This is a genomic window from Thalassospira tepidiphila MCCC 1A03514, from assembly GCF_001662875.1.
GTDB classification, from domain to species: domain Bacteria; phylum Pseudomonadota; class Alphaproteobacteria; order Rhodospirillales; family Thalassospiraceae; genus Thalassospira; species Thalassospira tepidiphila.
Map to the genome: position 1 here is coordinate 289,756 of NZ_JPVZ01000003.1, position 20,512 is coordinate 310,267.

Here is a 20,512-nt window from a genome sequence, read left to right on the forward strand (position 1 = left end):
AGCGTAGGATTATAGCCGCCGGTCATATCGTTATGACCGCCCCCGTTGTCGGGGCAACGGCATCCTGTGACTGATGTGGTTTACGACCAGCGTGGGTGACCGATTTTTGATAATGACACGGTTTTTGATACTCGGTTTACTGGTTCAGATTTTGGCAGCGCTAGTTATCAAACACAGATGAGAATGGCTACACGGGATTTGCGTGCAAATATTTAAACGAACCCGCAGCTAAGAGCACAGTTCGACACTTCGCCGTTGCGGGCGATCCAGTCGGGTCATGCAAAGACTCCCGGCTATACGTGGCATCACCATCAAGATACAGGCCGAATGCAGCTTGTTGACGAGACTGTTCACAGAGAAACCGGTCACATAGGTGGTGAAGCAATGAGTTGAGGGCAGCAAAAATGGCTGGTTTTCGTCTGACAAAAGACAACTGTGATGACATCGGTTTTGCAAAATCATGCTTGCTAGCAGGCGTTGTAACCTTTGACGAGTTTAAGCAGTGGCTGTTTTGGGTTATTGAGAATGAAAGCGAGGTCCCAGCTTATTTTTGGGATATTATTGACCTTCAGGAGTCTTATGAGTTCAAACCCCTTCAGCTCATGGGGTTTAATCCGTACTGGTTGCATAAAGATGATGAAAATGCCGCACTAGACGGAATCGGGTTCAAAAGATGGTCAAATTTTGCAAGTGACTCAAGATCGCGTACTGAGGCATTGCAAAAACTAGCTGAGAATCCACATGTCGAAAAACGTTTCAGGGCGGCATTCCCGTTTATTGAATTGTGAAAGTCATTGTATTCCGCCGAGGTTTACAAACCTTGTTGCTCTGGTAAGGAAAAATCCGAAAGCCTGACGGAAAATCACCTGACGTTAAAAGTCGGGAATGTGCGGGATTTGCTGTGAGCCGCACATTCCCTGTGCCTGAGCCTGTCGGGTGGTGGCAAGTCAGGCAGGTGTTTGTTTTTGTCGCTTTGTTTGCGGGGCTTAGGCCGATTTGCGCTGGTTGGCGGCGTCTTCGGCCTTGATCGCCTCGTCATGCATCAGTGACAGGATCGTGCGTTTGTAATCCATGAATTCCGGACTGGTGAGCGCATCGATATGGCGCGGGCGCGGGATATTGATATCAAGCGATTGCTTGATCAGGCCGGGGCGGGCGGACATCACGTGGACCTCGTCACCGAGGAAGATCGCCTCGTCAATGTCGTGGGTGATGAACAGCACCGTTTTGCGGCGGCTTTGCCAGACATCAAGCAGCAGTTCCTGCATCATCTGACGGGTCTGGCTGTCAAGCGCGCCAAACGGTTCATCCATCAACAAAATGCGCGGATCATTGGCAAGGGCCCGGGCCAGTGCCACACGTTGACGCATGCCGCCCGAAAGTTCCTTGGGATAGGATTTTTCAAATCCGTCAAGATGCACCGCCTTGATCAGATCATCGGCTATGTCTTCGCATTCGGATTTGGAAAGGCCCTTGAGTTTCGGGCCGAACATGACGTTTTCACGAACCGTGAGCCAGGGAAACAGGGTGTAGCTTTGAAACACCATGCCACGATCGGCCGACGGGCCGTTGATCGGTTGGCCATCGAGTTCAAGCCGCCCGGATGTCGGGGTTTCAAGCCCGGCGACAAGACGCAACAACGTGGATTTGCCACAGCCCGACGGGCCGACAATGACGGAAAAGGTATCGTTGGCAACATCAAGCGAGACGTCATCAAGGGCCAGAACCGGTGGTTTGCCCTTGGGTTCGAACCGTACCGTGATGTCACGAAGGGAAAGCATGCTCATGACTGTATCGCCCCTTAAAAATCGGCAGACCAGGGCAGCAAACGCCGGCGTGCCCATTTAAAGAAGAAATCGGTGATCAGGCCCAGAATGCCGATGGTAAAGACACCGAGCAAAATCACGTCGGTAAACAGCCCGCGCATGGCATTGAGGATCATATAGCCAAGGCCGGTATCGGCCGCGACCAGTTCGGCCACCACAAGATAGGTCCAGGCCCAGCCCATGGTGACCCGCAGGTTATCCATCACACCGGGCATGCAGGCCGGAACCAGCACACGCGTCACAACCCGCCTGCGATCCGCACCCAGCGTATAGGCGCAATCAATCAGATCCTTGGAAATCCGGGCTGAAACATCGGAAATCAGAATAAGCTGCTGGAAGAAGGTGCCGAGGAAAATCACCATGATTTTCTGTTCGATCCCGATGCCGATCCACAGGATCAAAAGCGGGATCAGGGCCGAAACCGGGATATAGCGCATGAAACCGGTGATCGGTTCAATCAGCGCCTGCACCGCGCGGAAGCTGCCCATCAGGATGCCGATCGGAACGGCAAAGATGGAAGCCAGGATAAAGCCCGACAGGATGACAACAAGGCTTGCCCACATATGTTCAAACAAAGACATATTGGCCATGCGTTTGATGCCAGCGGCCACCACTTCGTGCGGGGCGGCAAGGAAGTCCCGGGGCGTGATCCCGCCATAGGTGAGCAAGCACCACAGGGCCAGGATAACAGCAACCGAAATCAGCGACAGGGTGACATAGGTTCCCTTGTCGATATCGGTCTTGGGCGAGAAGAGGGATCTGGTCCACATGATGCTTGCTCTTTTAAGTCTTGAACGTGGTGACGTTTGTTATTTCACGATGTCCGCAGCCAGCAGGCTTTTGGGATCGGCTTCGAGCGTGATCAGGCCGCTTTCCTTGCCGAGGGTCATGGCATTGGCAATGGTGCCGACAATGCCATCTTCGTTGGCCGGATCCATGAAGGTCTTGTTCATTGCGTCATCATAAAACGCAATGCCCGCGCGGGTTTCAGCAAAGACCGCCGGATCTTCAAGCCAGCCGCCCACACCCTTTGCCATGATCATGTCGGCGGCTTCTTCGTTGGCCTTCTGCCAGGCAATCGCCTTGGCCCATGCACGATAAAGCGCTTCCATTTCCGGACGACGGGCTTCAAGGGTTTCCTCGGTCGTCACCGCGATATCGGTGATCAGGCCCGGTGCCTTGGAGCTATCGATCAGAAGGTGACCATGTTCGGTGTCCTTGCCACGGGTCAGCCACGGCTCCCACGTTACAGCCGCGTCAACACGCTTGGCGACAAAGGCCGCACCGGCATCACCGGCCGACATGTTCATCGAATTGACGTCAGAAAGGCTCATGCCAGCTTCCTTGAGAAGGACGCTCAGGAAGAACTGCGAAACAGACCCCTCGGTATAGGCGACGTTTTTGCCCTTGAGATCCTCGATGGTTTTGATGTCGGCATTGGCAACAATGCCGTCGCCGCCGCGTGAATCATCAAGCGCAAACAGATAGGTCAGCGGATGGTCGTCGGTGTAAAAACCAAGAACGGTATCAATCGTGGTCACGGCAACATCAATCCGGCCAGCCGCCAGGGCCGGCATACGGGTTTTGACGTCTTCCATCACGACAAGTTTGACATCAAGGCCTTCTTCTTCAAAGAAGCCCTCGTCCTGGGCGATATACAGCGGGCCGTAGCCAACCCAGGTCGAGTGGGCTATGGTCAGTTCCTCGGCCGAGGCGGCGGTGGAAAGCGAGAAGGCGGTTGCGAGGGCCGCACCCGACAGGCAGATTTTCGAAAGAATGCGTTTCATGGATGGTGTCTCCGGTGTGAGATGCTCTCTGATTTAGACTTTGGTTTCTTTGATTTGGCCTTAGCCCGATTTTCGGTTCGGGTTTCTGGTGGCGTTTGACCCGGCCAGCACGCACAGCAATTCATACATCAGCGAAATGCCAAGCCAGGCTGTTCCTCCCGAAGGATCGAAGGGGGGCGAGACCTCGACAAGGTCTGCGCCCACAAGGTTTAGACCGGCCAACAGCCGGATCATTTTTTGCGCCTCGCGGCTGGTGAAGCCGCCGATTTCCGGCGTGCCGGTGCCCGGTGCAAAGGCCGGGTCGACAGAATCAATGTCAAAGCTGACATAGGTTTTATCCATGCCAACAATATCGCGCGCCTCGGCCATGACATCGTCGATGCCGCGATCAATCACTTCTTCCATGCGGATGATTCGAACGCCTTGGGCCAGGCCCCATTCAACATCTTCGCCGTCATACATCGTGCCGCGAATGCCGATCTGAACTACGCGCTTGGGATCAAGGTAGCCGTCCTCGATCGCGCGGCGGAACGGCGTGCCGTGGGTATATTTGAAGCCGTTGAAATAGCTGTCAAAAAGGTCGGTATGGGCATCGAAATGCACCATGCCGAGTGGGCCATCGGCGGCCAGTGCCTTTAAGATCGGATAGGACAGCAAATGATCGCCACCGGCACTGAGTGGCGTGATGCCCTTTGATTTCAGCTTGGCGATGAAGCCCGTCACACTTTCCAGCGTATCCATGATGTCGGCCGGATTGACCGGCGCGTCGCCCAGATCGGCGATATTGCGGTCTTCAAACGGGTTCTGGCTGGTGACCGGGTGTTTGGGGCGGATCATGGTCGATAGATCGCGCAACTGGCGCGGTCCGTGCCGCGCACCCGGACGGTTGGTGGTGCCGCCATCCCATGGCACGCCGACCATGGCGATATCGACCTCGCTTAAGACCGGGTTCTCAATCGACAAATGCGGCGCGCGCATGAAGCTTGCCACCCCGGCATAACGCGGCAGGGTCATCGCCGAGGGCGGAACAAAGGAAATAGCGGACGCAGTATCGGTTTTGTCAGCAGTGTTGGGCATGAAGGCAGGTCCTGGCGTGGTGGCGATGGTGGCGATGGTGGCGATGGTGGCGGCAAGCCGTCGCGGTCGGGTGGGGTGAGCGCGGTCACGGCAATTATCTCAAAAGCTTGCCCAAACATTGCCACGCGGGGACGTGTTCAATAATATGAAACTTTCAAACTAAACGTCTGATTTTTTCAACGTAATGCTTTCACGAAGGTCTGCCGCCGATGTCAGTAACACTTCCGCCGCTCAGTGATGTCGATTTCCGCCAGTTGCGGATTTTCAGGACCATCGTCGAAAGCAACGGTTTCACCGCCGCCCAGGACGAGCTTGGCATTTCAAGATCGACCATCAGCACCCAGATGTCCGCCCTTGAAACCCGGTTGGGGGTCAAGCTTTGTCGGCGCGGGCGGTCGGGCTTTTCGCTGACCGAACATGGGCAAAAGATCTATAGCGAGGTGATCAAACTGTTTGCCGCGGCCGACTCATTTAGGGCCGAAGTCGGGGCGATCCGCGGCAATATGGTGGGGGAGCTTCGCATTGGTGTTGTCGATGCCATGGTCGAAAACCCCAATTGCAAGCTGGATCGGGCGATTGCGCTGTTTCATGAACGCGCGCCGGGCGTACATCCGACCTTTGTCGTGGTGTCGCCCAACCAGATTGAAAACGCGTTGCTCAGTCGGCAGATGGAAATCGCCGTCATGCCCAACCAGCCGATGAACGCGGCCGTGCAGATGCAGCAGCTTTTTCACGAAGAACAGACGATGTATTGCGGCAAGGAGCATCCGTTGTTTGAAAAGGCCCATGAAAAAATGCCAATCGAACAACTGGCCGAACAGAAATACGCCCGGCGCGGCTATTCGGTGGCGCTTGCGTTCCAGTCGCTGTTCAAACATCCGCCCAGTGCGACGGCCTATGACATGGAAGGGCTGGCCTATCTGATCCGAAGCGGGAAGTTCGTCAGCTTCCTGCCAACCCATTTCGCGCGGCAATGGGTGGAGCGCGGTGAAATGCGCGCACTTCGACCTGATCTGCTCAGCTTCAAGATCGCCATGTGTGTCGCCAACTTCCCGCAATCGGTGATGTCACGCATGGCGCGTGTGTTCCGCGAATGCCTGATCGAGGTCCATCCGACGGTGACCGCAATCAAAACCGTGCCGCCGACGCTGGATAAGAAGTGATTAGAGGCGGAAGCGGTTGCGCAAACCCAAGCCGATCAGGAACAGGAAGATGAAGCTTAGGATACCTTGTCCGATCATTATAGCGTCGACAAGTAAGTTTGGGGCGTCGCTATAAAGGACTTTTATCGCGTCGTCTCGCAGGCTGCGAGACTGTGGTAGAAATGGGAGGCTGTTGCTAGCTGCTAAGGTGATTGCATGGCCCCAACTCTTTTCCAAAGTGAGTGATAATTCGCTTGCAAACGTTTTGTATAGACAGATGCTCGCAAGTGTCAGCAGTATGAGGGCGACAAAGGGTCTAAGGATATTCTGCCCATAGTTGCTAGAAGCGCTAAAGATCGCATCCAAAAATGAACCAAGAAATGATGTTTCTTGCCACCTCCTAGCTCTATTTTCGTCTGCTGAAAATCTTAATGCGGTCTGATGGTCTTTGTTGGTTTCAGCAATTTCTTTTAAGCGTCGCAGCCGAACTGAATCCTCCGGATCAACTGCTACCTTGTATATATGTCTAAGCCAATTATGAAACGGAGATTTGCGACGTAACATCACTTTTAGTTCGCTGAGTTCAACTTGATTTGAAGATCTCGTTGCTAGAAGATTTGGCACACTGTTCAAATTTCCTTTTAAGAAAAGCGGTCCTTCGAATGATGAGCCTAACAAATCTAATAGTTCTAATTTAGAAGAGGATTCGGAAAGGTCAAAAAGTCCTAGTCCTTTGACATGAAGTCCTTGAGCATTAATTTCCTTTAATTCAATTGACGCGGGCCGAAAGAAAAGCTCTCCAATTTTTGCCAGGCTCATTTCGAGCTCATCACCTGAAAAAAATGTATCCTCAAAATAAAGTCCGCCAATACCAAAGTCTGTTCTGGCGAACGAGGAGCTGGCCAGAAACCTAGTTTTCGTAAAGAACAGGTCTCCGCTACTAAGTTTTGCAAAAGAGAAATCTACTTCCGTTCCACCAAAAGTAGCTTCTGAGAAGTCAACATCACCATCGCCAAACTCGGCTCGAACGAAAGAGGCCCCTCCAGTTCCGAAATCATATCCGGAAAAAGAAAGGTCTCCATCATTGTCTCGTTCATGGCTAAAATTGGTGTTTCCAAAATTGATATATGCGCCGGAGTTCTTCGCAATCCACTCGTTCCATGCGGCTCTGCCTTTCCGCCAAAGTTGAAGAGCGTCGTCTCCTTCAAGGGTGAGGGGTTGATCCGTTTGGCTCTTGTTGCTCATTGGTATGACTCGCCCAGCTTCCAATATTGCGCGCAAATTTTGAATATTATACTCTTAAAAGTAGCATTTGGCGATGTAAAAGCCTATTAGCCTTTTGCTCGTCTGCTGCTTGGGCGTTATGGTTTGTCGGGGCAGGGGAATTAACCAAAACGGATCACCAAGACCATGCTGTCATCGCTTAATATCCGTCATATGCGTGTGTTTGTCGCAGTTGCCGATCAGGGGAATTTTACGGCTGCGGCCGGGGTTTTGGGCCTTGGGGTGCCTGCGGTTACCGCAACCATTCGCCAGTTTGAAGATGTGACGGGGGCCGCCCTTTTTGATCGCACGACACGGCAGGTGGCGCTGACGCAGACCGGGGAGCGGTTCCTGCCGATTGCCCGGCGGTTGTTGGCCGATTTTGAAGAGGCGCTTGGTGACCTTGATGCGTTGTCCAAGGGTGTCGGGGGCAAGATTACGATTGCGGCCGCACCCTCGGTTCTGACCCGCATTTTGCCCGCCGTGATTTCCGAATTTGTCGCCGCCCATCCCGATGCGCGCATTCGTCTGGATGAACGCAATGCCGGTGAAGTGCATGAGGCGGTGGCAAATAATGCCGCCGATTTCGGCATTGCCGGGGAGTGGCAGGCGTTGCCCGATATTGCCTTTCGCCCGCTATTTTCCGACCGGTTTGGCGTGCTGTGCCGGGCCGATCATGCCTTTGCCCAAAAATCTGTTTTGCGCTGGTCGGACTTGACCGGCGAGAAGCTTGTCGGGTTGGGCCCTGAATCCGGGACTGGCGCAATGATGGCGCAGCCCGGTGTGACCAGCGATCTTTCAAGCGATACCATGCCGGTCCTGAGCCCTGCTGTGCGCGACGCGGTGGCGGCGGGTATTCCTGCGGCGAAGACGGTTCTGGCCCGGGCGCAAAAGGCGATGCGGGCCGAGGAAAAGGTGCTGAAATCGCTTGATCCGAATGCCAGCAACACACGGGAAGACGGGGAGCTTGCCTTGGGCGCAAGCGGCCCGATCCTGCCGCGTCCGATTGTTGAAACATCCAACACCATTACGCTGGCGGCCATGGTCGCCGAAGGGGTGGGGATCACGGTTTTGCCGGAACTGGCGGCAAGGGTTTCGGATATGGCGGCACCGGAAAAGCTGGTGTTTGTGCCACTCACCACCCCGGAACGCCATCGCCATATCGGCGTGATTACGCGCAAAAGCAAAAGCCTGTCACCGATTGCGCGGCTGTTCCTTGATCAGGTGATTGCGCTTGCCCCCAAACAGGACCTTCCGGCCAGTTTGACGTGGTATTAGGCCGGGGTCGTTTTCGGTCATTTGATATCATTGCTGGCAGATGGTGCGGTTTGCGACATATCATGACCAGTGAGCCGAACAATATGACCCAGGTGCAGGAGATGGCATGAGCGAGCGTGCGAAGCAATCGACGGCGACCAACCGCAAACAGATCAACCTTGCTCTTCAGGGCGGGGGATCGCACGGGGCGTTTACCTGGGGCGTTCTGGATCGCTTGCTTGAGGATGAAGAGATCGAGCTTGAGGCGATTTCGGGCACGTCGGCCGGGGCGATGAATGCCGCCGTGGTGACGTCGGGCTTTTGCAAGGGCAAATATGACGGCGCGCGCGAGGATCTTGAGCGGTTCTGGTCTGCGGTTTCCGAGGCCGCCCGGTTCAGCCCGCTGCAACGTTCCCCGATTGATGTTTTGTTTGGCAATTGGTCGCTTGGCAATTCGCCGATGTATCAGTGGCTTGATATGAGTGCGAAACTGTTTTCGCCCTATGACCTTAATCCGGCGGGGGATAATCCGCTGGCGGCGCTTTTGGCCGATGTGGTCGATTTTGATTTGTTAAACAAAAGCCCGACCAAGCTTTTCATCACCGCGACCAATGTCGAAACCGGGCAGGCACGGGTGTTTCGCAACCCCGATATCAGCCTTGATGTTTTGCTGGCCTCGGCCTGTTTGCCCAATATTTACAAGACCGTCGAGATTGATGGCGTGCCCTATTGGGACGGGGGATATTCCGGTAACCCCAGCCTCGGTCCGCTGGTACGGGAATGTTCGGCCAATGACACGGTGCTCGTACAGATCAATCCGGTGAAACGGCCGGGGATCCCGAAAACCTCGCACGAGATATCAAGCCGTTTGAACGAGATTTCGTTTAACAGCAGCTTGGTCAAGGAACTGCGCATGATGTCGGTGATCCGCAAGGACATGCCGCCCCATCAATGCGAAGCCAGCAGTTGGGGCACCATGCGCATGCATCTGATTGCCAGTGACGTGATGCTTGAGCTGGATCATACATCGAAGATGAATGCGGAATGGGATTTCATGACCATGCTGCGCGACAAGGGGCGTGAGGCAGCAGGGGTGTTTCTTGAAAAACATCGCGGCGATATCGGCAAAACCCTGACGCTTGATCTTGAACAGTTTGCGCCCGATTACGTTTAGGGCGTTGTCGTCGGCCAATCAGCCCGATTTGCCGTAGCGCAGGCCATCAATCATTAGATCCAGCATGCGATAGGTATGTTGCATGCCTTCATGATGTTCGGGGTCGTCGCCCGCTTTGCCCCCTGAGGTGCTTCCGGCACTGGCAAGGTTGCCAATGGCGCGCAGCAGATCATAGGCATCGATGTCTGATCGGGCTTCGCCCGCCTTGGCGGCGGCGGAAAGCAGGTTTTGCAGGGCCGGTTCAAAGTTGCTGCGGAAGTAATCGGGCAGGGCATCAAAGGCCGGGTCGCCCGAATGAAGGGCCGATGCCAATCCCTTTTTCGTGACGATAAACTGGCAATAGCGCCTGAGCCAGCGCGACAGGGCCTCGCCCGGAGGGTGGTCCTTTGCCAGCGTTTTGGCATCGGCGGCACAGGCATCAACTTCGCGTTTGAACACGGCAACGACCAGATCGCTTCGTTTGGGAAAACGGCGATAGAGCGTGCCGACCCCAACCCCGGCGGTTTTGGCAATTTCACGCACCGGTGCATCAACACCCGAGGTGGCAAAAACCGTCTTGGCGGCTTCAAGCACCGCATCTTCATTGCGGGCGGCATCAGCACGGATGCGTTTTTTTGTGCCGGGGATTTCTTCCTGCATCGCTTTGTTTTTCCACAATAAGCCAGCGTGATCGCACGCGGACGGAGTCCGGGTGTTGAAATTCATGCTTGATAAACGGAACATTGTTCCGTATTTGGATTGGCAACAGGAACGTCGTTCCGTTTGTTGGTTTATAGGCGAAGTCGATGGTTTCGCCAAGCAAAACAAGGATGCTTTTCATGAACAATCTGATCACCAGTGCCCGTCATATTCCGGTTCGGGATGCGGTGCCGGCCCTTTCGATTTGTCCGGTGATTTTGCCGGTTGCTGATCGGCCGCAGCCAATTGAAATGCGGATTACCCTGCCTGCGGTGGGCGATCATTTTCCGATCATCCTGTTGTCGCACGGGCATGGGCCGTCGCTTTATATTCCGTCGATGAATGGCTATGGCCCGCTGGCACAGTTTTACGCAGAGCAGGGCTTTGCCGTGATCCAGCCGACCCATGGCAATTCGAAAGTTGCCGGGTTTGGGCCGGACGCACCGGGGGCACCGTTTTTCTGGCGGTCGCGGGTCGAAGACTTCAAGCATATCATTGACCATTTGTCCGACATCGAAGCCGCTCACCCGATCCTTGACGGGCGACTTGATCATGACCGGATTGCGGCGGTCGGGCATTCGCTTGGCGGGCAGACGGTGGGGATGTTACTTGGCGCGCGGTTGACCGATATTGCCGATCCGGACGCGCAGGATGTCAACCTTCTGGAGCCGCGGATCAAGGTCGGTGTGTTGCTGGCGGCCCCGGGCAATGGCGGGGAGAGCCTGAGCGAGCATGCGCGCGCGAACTATACCGCGCTTAACCCCGACTTTTCCCATATGACGACACGCACCCTTGTGGTGGCGGGGGATGAGGACGATAACCCGCACCTGACCACGCGCGGGGCGGCATGGCACACCGACCCGTTCCATTGCAGCCCGGGCGGTGATTATTTGCTGACCCTTAAGGGCGGCAAGCACGGGTTAGGCGGTATTGCAGGCTACGATGCCAAGGAAGCCGATGATGAAGATCCCGATCGCCTTGCCGTGACCCAGCGGATGAGTGCGGCCTATCTGCGCAGCGCATTTGATGACAGCGACCCGGCATGGGCCAAGGCGTGTGATGCGCTGGCAACCCATGGTGCGGAACTGGCGCATGTGACGGGCAAGTAAATTTCGACCTGCTTTGCGGGCCATGGTGGTCGGCGGCGTCAGCAGTGGGGTGCTGTGCAGATTGCAGTTGCCCGCAATCGGGCGTAACGTGAATACCGTCCTGAACAACGTCCCTGAACAACGTCCCTGAACATCATGGCCCAAAGCGAACTTGAAAAAATGCAGGCCGGGGAATGGTATTCCTGCCTTGATCCGGAACTCACCGTGATGCGCCATCGCGCGCTTGAGGCGTGCCATGAACATAGCGTGCTCTATCCCGCAGAGCGCGGCAATATCGGGCCAAAGCTGCGCGCACTGTTCGCATCGTGTGCTGATGATGTGCGGATCGAGGCGCGGTTTCATTGTGCCTATGGCATCAATATCCATTTGGCCTCCGACGTGTTTTTGAATGTCGGCTGTGTGATCCTTGATACAGCCCCCGTGAAGATCGGGCGGCATTCGATGCTGGGCCCGAATGTGCAGATTTACTGTGCCGATCATCATCGCGATCCGGAGCTTCGCAAGCAGCACTTGGAAATCGCCCGACCGGTGACGATTGGCGACAATGTCTGGATCGGCGGCGGGGCGATTATTCTGCCGGGGATCAGCATCGGGGATGATGCGATCATCGGCGCCGGGGCCGTGGTGACGCGCGATGTTGCGGCGGGTGCGACGGTTGTTGGCAATCCGGCAAAGCCGATTGCGCGGTGAGGTGTTTATCCTTTGCGAGGATTCCCGCCTGCGCGGGAATGACAGTGCAAAAAAAGAGGCAACCGGCCAGGGGTGGACGCGGTTGCCATGGAGCGAGTGACGAGCTCCAAGTTGGGACAAACCTTTGCAGGGTGTCACAGGGTAAGCGTTAAGTTTGGTGCTTCCGGGTCAGGCGACGTCGTCCGTTGCCGGGTGGCGTTTGCGGCCGGTGATCATCGCGCGGACCAGATTTTCGTGATGGCGGATGCTGGCCAGCAACACGCCGCCGACATGCAGCAGCACCAGGAACAACAGGCCGTTTGCCAGCGCCTCGTGGGTTTCTTCCACCCATTCGGAGCCCCAGAACATGGTGGTGGTGTACATCCAGCCCGTGAGCGCACAACCGGCCATGGCCAGCATCAGGGCCACGATCATCGCCGCCCCGGCCGGGTTATGGCCAAGATAACGGGGTTCCGTGCCGCGCAGGATATCGCCAAGATATTGAAGCGTTGCGGTGGGGCTTTTAATGAATTGGGTGAAGCGGGCATATCTTGTGCCGATCAGGCCCCAGATCAGGCGCAGCGCAATCAGGCCGCCCGCGGCATAGCCCGCCCAGTGATGCAGGCTGTCCCACTCATCGGCTGTGATCCAGGCGATGACGAAACTTGCCGCCAAGCCCCAGTGGAACAGGCGGACAAACGGGTCCCATACTTTGACAGACATGATGCGTGCTCCTGACTGTTGAATGCGTTTTTAGCTGGCTGGTTCAGAGAGGCGGCTTTGACCGAGGGCACCCGTGCAGGCAGGCACGGGGTCGGGGGACAGACTTTCGGTCAAAGCCGCACTCACCCGAGGGAGGCGCGATTAAAATCAGTCGTCTTCCTTGACGAGCTCAAAAGTCGCCGGGTTGAAATAGGCTTCAACCTTCTTGCCATCGGCCTTGACGGCATAAACTTCGTAGCAGCCTTCATCTTCCTTGATCTTGCGGACGTCCCAGCCCTCGGCGGTCAGTTTTTCCTTGAGCGCATCCATGCTCTGCCATTCGGATTTCGGCACGTTGCAATAATCGTCACTGGCCTGTGCGGTGTGCGCCGTCAGGCCAAGGGAGGCAGTGGCAAGAAGCGTGGTGGCAAACAGGCCAAAGGCGGCTTTCTTCAAAACAGTGTTTTTCATGGCTCGGTTCCTTCATAAGATAGGGGATATGTCATGATCGGTGCGGAGTATGGCGTTCTTCCCTGACAGCAACCTGAACCGGATATTTTTCACCGTTCAGCACATTGTCAGGAAACGCCCTTAACCAAGGCCGATTGTGCAAAGCATTGCGATGAGGTTTGGGTGCGTATTCTTCTGGTCGAAGATGAATTGATGCTGGCAGACGCGGTGCGCGATCATTTGCTGGCAAGCGGCGAGGCGGTCGATCACAGCGCAAGTGTGGTCGATGCCGAGATCATGCTGCGCGGCACCAACTATGATGTGTTGCTGCTCGATCTTAACCTGCCCGATGGCAAGGGGCTTGATTTGCTGCGCGATTTGCGTCGCCAAGGATCGGCCACACCGTGCATTATCCTGACCGCACAGGATCAGATTTCGGATCGGATCGAGGGGCTTAATGCCGGGGCGGATGATTACCTGGTCAAGCCGTTTGATCTGAATGAGTTATCAGCCCGCCTGGCGGCGGTGTCGCGGCGCTATAGCGGCAATCCCAATCCGTTTGTCGAGCTGGAGGGCGGGGTCGAGGTCGACCTTGCCGGGCGGTCGGTTTTGCGCGATGGCGAACATATCGATCTGACATCGCGCGAATGGGCGCTGTTTGATCAGATGGTCAAACGGCCGGGCCAGACATTATCGAAACGCCAGCTTGAAGAAGCGCTTTATGAATTTGGTGCCGAGATCGAAAGCAACACGGTCGAGGTATATGTCAGCCGCCTGCGCCGCAAGCTTGGCCGCGATGTCATCAAAACCGTGCGCGGTGTCGGCTATCGGGTTGAGGGATAAGCAACGCCATGGGCAAAAATCCCAAAAGAAGTTTACAAGCGATCCTGACCCGGCGATTGACGCTTACGGTTGGGGTGTTCTGGCTGGCGGGCTCGGTTCTTGCGGCGATGACGATGTATCATGAAATGCAGGAAGCGTTTGATAACAGCCTTGTCACCACGGCCTATCGCTATGCCCCGCTGATTGATGAGTACCTTAAGGATCACAAGGGTGGCAGCCCGCAAGAAGTCCTGCCGAGCCCGGCCATGGGCGAAATCCTGACCGATGATCACGGCGATGGTGACGGGGACGAGGAGCTTGGCGAAGATTACCTGATGTATCATGTGCGCGATGGCGGCGGGCGGCTTTTGCTCCGGTCGTTCAACGCCGAGGAAGAACCGTTTGAAGCCCCCCTGGTCGAGGGGTTTTATAACGAGGAAGATTTCCGCATTTACAGTGCGGTCCTGCTGGGTGGGCAGAGGGTGATCCAGGTGGCAGAGCCGCTTGAGCACCGGCGCGAGGCGCTGATGGAAAGTGTTCTCGCCCAGTTCCTGCCAATTGCGCTTTTGATCCCGGTGGTGATCATTCAATTGATTGTCGTGCTGCGCGGCGGGTTGAAACCGATCAAACGCGTGCGTGACGAAATCGAGGAACGTGGCGAAGGCAATCTGCAACCGATTGAGCAGGACGAAGCACCCGAAGAAATCAGCACCATTGTCACGGCGGTCAACCGGTTGATGGCAAAGCTTGAGGCGGCACTCAGTGTCGAGCGCAGCTTTACCGCCAACAGTGCGCATGAGCTGCGCACGCCGATTGCTGTGGCGCTGGCACAAACGCAAAGGCTTCTGGCGGAACTGCCCGAAGGTCACGCGGCCCGCAAACGTGCGGTCCAGACGGAAGAGGCGCTTAAACGCCTGTCGCGGTTGTCCGAAAAGCTTTTGCAGCTGGCACGCGCGGAATCAAGCGGCGGCTTTAGCCCAACGGGCCATAATCAGGATCTTGGCCCGACGCTTAATCTGGTGATTGAAGACCTCAAGCGGGCCGGGATGGAAGGGGCAGATATCCGTTTTGATGCCGACAATCTGGCGACATTATCGGCCAATATCGATCTGGATGCCTTTGCGATCTGCATGCGCAACCTGATTGAAAATGCCCTGAAATATGGTGGCGATGAAGAGCCTGTTGATATCCGTGTTACTGAGGGGCACATCGTGCAAGTCGCAAATGGTGGCGCGCCGGTCAGCCCGGATGAACTGGATCAACTGACCACGCGGTTCAAACGATCGAGCAACAAGGCCGATGGATCGGGACTGGGGTTGGCGATTGTCGAGGCGATTGCACGCAATACCAAGGCAGAGCTCAAGCTTTATTCCCCGCGCCCGGATCATGCGGACGGCTTCATGGCCGAGCTTCGTTTGCATCAAAGCTAAGCGCACAAACAGCCCCCATAAAACGTCTGACCAGCAATGCAACCCCGGAAAACTGGGTTGAAGATTTGCGATCATGGCGCGGGATTACCGTTTTATGTTTTGAGATCGAAACGTCATAAATGGCAGTTTTCCGCCATTGTAAACGTTTCAAATGTTCATAAAATGGAAACACAAATGTTATCGAAGTGACTTCTTCGTTGGGTATGGTTTGGCCCGTCGAAGGAGTTTTGTTGCAGATGACACCCAAACCCACCATGCGCACAGTCGCCGCCAAGGCCGGCGTTTCAATCGCAACCGTATCACGGGTGATCAATTGCCCTGATGAGGTGCCGACTGAGACGGTTGAACGTGTGCGTGCGGCCATGGCGTATCTGAAATATCGGCCAAACATGAATGGCCGACGCCTTAAAATGGCGCAGACGCGGTCTGTCGGGGTTTTGGTGCCAACCATGGCCAACCCGGTTTTTGCAACATCGGTCCAGGGGATCGAGCAGGCCGCCAATGAGGACGGCCTGACCGTTCTTTTGACGTCATCGGAATATGATCCGGAACGCGAATTGGGCGCGGTTTCGACATTGCTCAATAACCGGGTGGACGGGTTGATCCTGACACTGGCCAATGCCGATGATAATCGCGTGATCGATCTTTTGATCAGTGAAAACATCCCGTTCGTGTTGCTGTTTAACCAGCCAAGCCGAACGGATGTGGCGTCCATCAGTGTCGATAACGCCAAGTCGGCCTATGACATCACGCAGGCGATGATTGCACAGGGGCATCGCAAGCTTGCGATGGTGGCCGGCCATTTTGAAAGTTCGGACCGTTCGCGCCAGCGTTATGACGGGTTCTGTCAGGCCATTAACGATGCACACCAAAAGGACGGGGTGGAGATGGCGGCCCCGCGCCTGTGTCAGGTCGGGTTTGGCGAGACCGATCTTGAGGGCATTCTTGAAAGTTTTCTGACCGGGCCGGACGCGGTCACGGGTCTTGTCTGTTCGACTGACATGCTGGCGATTGCCGCAATCAGCGCATGCCGCACCTATGGGCTTTCGGTCCCGGGGGATGTGTCGGTCGGGGGCATTGACGGAATTGCGGTGGGTGGGCTGATCACACCGAAACTGTGTTCGGCCGTTCAACCCACCCAGAAGATGGGCCAGCAGGCGCTTGCATTCCTGCTGGGCCTGATACGGGGGCAGACAGAACCGCAAAGTTTGCTTTTGCCCCATCAACTTAGCACGGGTGAGTCGATCGGACCCGCCCGGCATCAGTCATCACCCCGATTATAGGGAGATCAAAAGTGCGTTTCAAACAACTTGTCATGGGTGTGAGCCTTGCGGTTGCTGCCACGGCGGCACAGCCTGCCTTCGCTGATGAAGCAGCGATTTGCTATAACTGCCCGCCGGAATGGGCTGACTGGGGCGGACAGCTCAAGAATATTTCGAAAGATCTGGGCATTGATGTCCCGCAGGATAACAAAAACTCGGGCCAGACCCTGTCGCAGCTTTTGGCGGAAAAAGAAAACCCGGTTGCTGATGTTGCCTATTACGGTGTGTCTTTTGGCATCAAGGCCAATGAAGCCGGTGTTGTTCAGAACTACAAGCCGACCAATTTCGATGCGATCCCGGATGGTCTGAAAGACCCGAACGGCGCATGGTTTGCGATCCATTCCGGCACGATTGGCCTGTTTGTCAATGTTGACGCGCTTGACGGTGCGCCGGTCCCGCAAAGCTGGAATGACCTTTTGAAACCGGAATACAAAGGCATGGTCGGGTATCTTGACCCGTCAAGCGCCTTTGTCGGCTATGCCGGTGCGGTTGCGATCAACCGTGCCATGGGCGGGTCACTTGATGATTTCACGCCGGGTATCGAGTTCTTCAAGAAGCTGAAGGAAAACGATCCGATCGTGCCGAAACAGACCGCCTATGCACGTGTTCTGTCGGGTGAAATTCCGATCCTGCTTGATTATGATTTCAATGCCTATCGCGCGAAATACAAGGACAGTGCGAATGTTGAATTCGTCATCCCGTCCGAGGGCACGGTTACGGTGCCGTATGTCATGAGCCTGGTTGCCAACAACCCGCATGGCGAGAACGGCAAAAAGGTTCTGGATTATGTGATGTCGGAAAAAGGCCAGTCCCATTGGGCAAATGCCTTCCTGCGTCCGGTGATCCCGAGTGCAATGTCGCCGGAAGCGGCATCCAAGTTCCTGCCGGAAGCCGACTACGCCCGTTCACAGCCGGTTGATTACGCCAAGATGGCAACCGTACAGACCGGGTTCTCTGACCGTTATCTGGCCGAGGTACGTTAAGGTGTCGATGGACCTTGATTTGAAGGAGGGGCGTTCGCGCCCTTCCTTGCTTTCATCCTTCTTAACCCCGCGCGCAGCGGCCGCAAGCCCGGCGATCCTGACGGTCTTGCTGATCCCGGGGCTTGTGATTGTTGCGGCGTTCTTTTTGATCCCACTTGCGCGTGTTGCGGTCGAAGTCGGCAACGGGCCGGAGGGCTGGGGGACGTATCTTCTGATCCTGACCAATGCGCGGTATCTGGAAAGTCTGATCCAGACGCTTGCGATGTCGGCAGGCGTCACGATGATGGCGTTGGTCCTGTGTGCGATTGTCGGGCTGTTTTTGGTGCGCAACAGATTTGCCGGACGCAGCATTTTGATCGGGACATTGACCTTGCCGTTGTCCTTTCCGGGCACGGTGGTTGGCTTCATGGTGATCATGCTGGCCGGACGCCAAGGTGTGATTGGCGGGCTGACGGATGCGGCCTTTGGGGCCAAACTTGTCTTTGCCTATGACATTGCCGGTCTTTTTATCGGCTATCTGTATTTTTCGATCCCGCGCGTGATCTTGGCGGTGATGGCATCTGCCGAGAAGCTTGACCTGCAGCTTGAAGAAGCGGCGCGGTCGCTTGGTGCGTCGCGGTTTCGTGTGATTTGCGACGTGATTTTACCCGGCCTCATGCCCGGCCTGATTTCATCAGGCGCCATTTGCTTTGCAACGGCGATGGGCGCGTTTGGCACGGCCTTTACACTGGCGACCGATATCGATGTGTTGCCGATGGTGATCTATACCGAGTTTACCCGGAATGCCAATATCCCGGTGGCAGCTGCCCTTAGCATCGTTCTGGGCCTGATCACCTGGGCGTGTTTGGCTGCGGTGCGCAGCTTTACCGGCGAGGGCAAAAGCCTGCCGGTGCGTGGAGGGGCATGATATGCGACGCACAGGTGTCTTTTACGCGCAGCTTGGCCTGACCATTTTGCTGTGCCTGTTTATCGTGGTGCCGATCGTGATGTCGGCCCTTGCCGGGGTGACGGTCAATGTGTTTCAGGGATTGTCATCGGGCCTGACGCTGCGCTGGATATTCGAGGTCTGGGATCTTTATGCATCAAGCATCTTTTTGTCATTGTGGCTGGCGATTGCCTGCCTGTTCGTGACGCTGATTGCCGGTGTGCCGTTGGCTTATGTCCTGGTGCGCAAGCCCGGCCGCGCCACCCGGTTGTTTGAAGAATTGCTGACACTGCCGGTGGCGATCCCGGGGTTGGCCTTGGCGCTCGCACTTTTGATCACCTATGGCGGGGTCAGTGGATATCGATCCAGCTGGCTTTTCATCCTGACCGGGCATGTGTTGTTTACCCTGCCATTCATGGTGCGATCTGTCGCGGCGGTGATGTCGGCGATGGATATGAAAACCCTTGAGGAAGGGGCGGCAAGCCTTGGTGCCGGGTTCTGGCGGCGGTTCTTTACCGTGATTGTGCCCAATGCCAAGCCGGGCATACTTGCCGGTGCGTTGATGGTGGTGACGCTCTCGGTCGGGGAGTTCAACCTGACCTGGATGTTGCATACGCCGCTGACCAAAACGCTGCCGGTCGGGCTTGCGGATGCTTATGCTTCCATGCGCCTTGAGATCGGCAGTGCATATACCCTGATTTTCTTTGTACTGATCATGCCGTTGCTGATTGTCATGCAACTACTGGCAAACCGGGGCAGCAAGCCCGCACGCGCGACGGCGGAGGATAAATAATGACCACTTCCCAAAAACAGGCAGCGCAGGCGCAAGATGCCGGCACTGCGATTGCGCTGACAAACTGTGCCAAGACTTTTGCCGATGGCACGCGCGCGCTGATGCCCTTTGATCTGTCGATCACGGCGGGCGAGACGCTGGTTTTGCTGGGGCCATCGGGCTGTGGCAAAACGACGATCCTGCGCATGATTGCCGGATTGGAATTCCCCGATGCGGGTGGTGCCATTCATTTTGGCGAAGATGACGTCACCCGCCATTCGATTGAGCAACGTCGGGTGGGCATGGTGTTTCAGTCCTATGCGCTGTTTCCCAATATGACCGTGGCTGAAAACGTGGCCTATGGCCTTAAGGTGCAAAAGGTTGGCAAGGCCGAACGCGATCAGCGCGTGCGCGAAATGCTTGAAATGATGCATATCGACATGCTGGCCGATCGCCGGGTTGATCAGCTTTCCGGTGGGCAGCGCCAGCGTGTGGCCCTTGCGCGCGCCATCGCACCGCGCCCGCGTGTTTTGCTGCTCGACGAGCCGTTGACCGCCCTTGATGCCAAGCTTCGTGTGCGGTTGCGGACCGAAATCAACGCGCTTTTGCGCAAGCTTGGCATTACGGCGATTTACGTCACCCATGATCAGGAAGAAGCCATGGCACTGGGCGACCGGATCGTTGTGATGCAAAAGGGTGAAATCGCGCAGATCGGGACACCACAGGAAATCTATCGTGCGCCGAAAACCCCGTTTGTGGCCGACTTCGTCGGGGCGAGTAATTGCCTGAAGGTCGATATTGAAAACGGGCGGGCGTTGCTGGGCCGTGTGGATGTTGATGTGTCGCGCGCATGGAACGCCAACCCCGCCACAGATGGCCTGTCGGAGATCTATTTCCGGGCAGATGGGCTTATGCTTTGCGCGCCCCATGATGCGCATTTCACGGCAACCGTCGAGGCGGTGTCGTATCTTGGGGAAAAGCTGCGCGTGACAGTGGCCGGGATCGGCAATGATGCGGTGATAGTCGATACCGATCCGGACAGCGTGGTGAGGTTGGGGGAAACGGTGCATTGCCGCTTGGTACCTGAAAAACTGACCATGTTTGCGGCGAACTGAGTTCGCAAA

At 56.0% G+C, this 20,512-nt stretch carries 21 protein-coding genes and 1 pseudogene; 14 read left to right on the forward strand and 8 right to left on the reverse strand.

Translation table 11 applies throughout. The annotated features are described in order from the left end of the window. Positions 1–231 precede the first annotated feature (231 nt). Both TH4_RS21025 and TH4_RS08580 read left to right on the forward strand, forming a co-directional pair. Positions 232–393, forward strand: a pseudogene (locus TH4_RS21025) (HNH endonuclease); the annotation flags it as partial. Positions 394–404: 11 nt separating this feature from the next. Next, positions 405–788 (forward strand): hypothetical protein, encoded by a 384-nt coding sequence (locus TH4_RS08580; RefSeq protein WP_064780685.1) that lies wholly within the window; start codon positions 405–407, stop codon positions 786–788. Between the two features lie 198 nt (positions 789–986). Here the strand turns inward: TH4_RS08580 and TH4_RS08585 are convergent, their stop codons facing one another. Genes TH4_RS08585 through speB form a run of 4 tightly spaced genes read right to left on the reverse strand, consistent with a single transcriptional unit; the run spans position 987 to position 4,690 of the window. Further along, positions 987–1,787, reverse strand: a complete 801-nt coding sequence (locus tag TH4_RS08585; RefSeq protein ID WP_063087222.1) for an ABC transporter ATP-binding protein — start codon at positions 1,785–1,787, stop codon at positions 987–989. A gap of 14 nt (positions 1,788–1,801) precedes the next feature. Next, positions 1,802–2,596 (reverse strand): ABC transporter permease, encoded by a 795-nt coding sequence (locus tag TH4_RS08590; protein WP_064780686.1) that lies wholly within the window; start codon positions 2,594–2,596, stop codon positions 1,802–1,804. 39 nt (positions 2,597–2,635) lie between these two features. Then, entirely contained in the window at positions 2,636–3,613 is a 978-nt protein-coding gene (locus tag TH4_RS08595) for an ABC transporter substrate-binding protein (protein ID WP_064780687.1), read from the reverse strand. Between the two features lie 60 nt (positions 3,614–3,673). After that, complete coding sequence (gene speB, locus TH4_RS08600) at positions 3,674–4,690, reverse strand: agmatinase (protein WP_209272177.1); 1,017 nt, start codon at positions 4,688–4,690, stop codon at positions 3,674–3,676. Positions 4,691–4,899: 209 nt separating this feature from the next. Here speB and TH4_RS08605 point away from each other — a divergent pair, with 209 nt between their 5' ends. Next, positions 4,900–5,853 carry a LysR family transcriptional regulator gene (locus TH4_RS08605; protein WP_064780688.1) on the forward strand — a complete coding sequence of 318 codons (954 nt, stop codon included), beginning with the start codon at positions 4,900–4,902 and terminating at the stop codon, positions 5,851–5,853. Here the strand turns inward: TH4_RS08605 and TH4_RS08610 are convergent, their stop codons facing one another. Next, positions 5,854–7,077: a hypothetical protein gene (locus tag TH4_RS08610; protein WP_064780689.1), complete on the reverse strand. Its 1,224-nt coding sequence runs from the start codon at positions 7,075–7,077 to the stop codon at positions 5,854–5,856. A gap of 165 nt (positions 7,078–7,242) precedes the next feature. Between TH4_RS08610 and TH4_RS08615 the strand changes: the two genes are divergently transcribed. Together TH4_RS08615 and TH4_RS08620 are read left to right on the forward strand one after the other, a co-directional pair. Next, positions 7,243–8,373: a LysR family transcriptional regulator gene (locus tag TH4_RS08615; RefSeq protein ID WP_064780690.1), complete on the forward strand. Its 1,131-nt coding sequence runs from the start codon at positions 7,243–7,245 to the stop codon at positions 8,371–8,373. A gap of 106 nt (positions 8,374–8,479) precedes the next feature. Further along, positions 8,480–9,526 carry a patatin-like phospholipase family protein gene (locus TH4_RS08620; protein ID WP_064780691.1) on the forward strand — a complete coding sequence of 349 codons (1,047 nt, stop codon included), beginning with the start codon at positions 8,480–8,482 and terminating at the stop codon, positions 9,524–9,526. Between the two features lie 18 nt (positions 9,527–9,544). Here the strand turns inward: TH4_RS08620 and TH4_RS08625 are convergent, their stop codons facing one another. Next, positions 9,545–10,165, reverse strand: coding sequence for a TetR/AcrR family transcriptional regulator (locus tag TH4_RS08625; RefSeq protein ID WP_064780692.1), 621 nt, complete (start codon positions 10,163–10,165; stop codon positions 9,545–9,547). A 179-nt stretch (positions 10,166–10,344) separates the two neighbouring features. Here TH4_RS08625 and TH4_RS08630 point away from each other — a divergent pair, with 179 nt between their 5' ends. Further along, the gene (locus TH4_RS08630; protein ID WP_064781016.1) at positions 10,345–11,313 is read left to right on the forward strand and encodes an alpha/beta hydrolase family protein; all 969 of its coding nucleotides are present in this window, start codon (positions 10,345–10,347) and stop codon (positions 11,311–11,313) included. 135 nt (positions 11,314–11,448) lie between these two features. Then, on the forward strand, positions 11,449–12,003 hold the full coding sequence (locus tag TH4_RS08635) for a sugar O-acetyltransferase (protein ID WP_064780693.1): 555 nt from the start codon (positions 11,449–11,451) through the stop codon (positions 12,001–12,003). A 168-nt stretch (positions 12,004–12,171) separates the two neighbouring features. On the opposite strand, the gene TH4_RS08640 is transcribed toward TH4_RS08635, so the two are convergent. Both TH4_RS08640 and TH4_RS08645 read right to left on the reverse strand, forming a co-directional pair. Next, positions 12,172–12,705, reverse strand: coding sequence for a cytochrome b/b6 domain-containing protein (locus TH4_RS08640; RefSeq protein WP_064780694.1), 534 nt, complete (start codon positions 12,703–12,705; stop codon positions 12,172–12,174). Between the two features lie 147 nt (positions 12,706–12,852). Next, complete coding sequence (locus TH4_RS08645; RefSeq protein WP_083997026.1) at positions 12,853–13,155, reverse strand: PepSY domain-containing protein; 303 nt, start codon at positions 13,153–13,155, stop codon at positions 12,853–12,855. A 162-nt stretch (positions 13,156–13,317) separates the two neighbouring features. Here TH4_RS08645 and TH4_RS08650 point away from each other — a divergent pair, with 162 nt between their 5' ends. From TH4_RS08650 to TH4_RS08680, 7 genes are all read left to right on the forward strand, one after another. Next, positions 13,318–13,977: a response regulator gene (locus TH4_RS08650; RefSeq protein ID WP_064780695.1), complete on the forward strand. Its 660-nt coding sequence runs from the start codon at positions 13,318–13,320 to the stop codon at positions 13,975–13,977. A 56-nt stretch (positions 13,978–14,033) separates the two neighbouring features. Then, positions 14,034–15,386, forward strand: coding sequence for an ATP-binding protein (locus TH4_RS08655; protein ID WP_245227795.1), 1,353 nt, complete (start codon positions 14,034–14,036; stop codon positions 15,384–15,386). A 236-nt stretch (positions 15,387–15,622) separates the two neighbouring features. Beyond that, entirely contained in the window at positions 15,623–16,669 is a 1,047-nt protein-coding gene (locus TH4_RS08660; RefSeq protein ID WP_064780697.1) for a LacI family DNA-binding transcriptional regulator, read from the forward strand. A gap of 11 nt (positions 16,670–16,680) precedes the next feature. Continuing rightward, positions 16,681–17,691 carry an ABC transporter substrate-binding protein gene (locus TH4_RS08665; RefSeq protein ID WP_245227797.1) on the forward strand — a complete coding sequence of 337 codons (1,011 nt, stop codon included), beginning with the start codon at positions 16,681–16,683 and terminating at the stop codon, positions 17,689–17,691. A 7-nt stretch (positions 17,692–17,698) separates the two neighbouring features. Next, the gene (locus tag TH4_RS08670; RefSeq protein WP_083997028.1) at positions 17,699–18,598 is read left to right on the forward strand and encodes an ABC transporter permease; all 900 of its coding nucleotides are present in this window, start codon (positions 17,699–17,701) and stop codon (positions 18,596–18,598) included. Position 18,599: 1 nt separating this feature from the next. Then, entirely contained in the window at positions 18,600–19,409 is an 810-nt protein-coding gene (locus TH4_RS08675) for an ABC transporter permease (RefSeq protein ID WP_064781018.1), read from the forward strand. Then, positions 19,409–20,503 (forward strand): ABC transporter ATP-binding protein, encoded by a 1,095-nt coding sequence (locus TH4_RS08680; protein WP_064780699.1) that lies wholly within the window; start codon positions 19,409–19,411, stop codon positions 20,501–20,503. The genes TH4_RS08675 and TH4_RS08680 overlap by 1 nt, the downstream gene beginning before the upstream one ends. Positions 20,504–20,512: the final 9 nt, after the last annotated feature.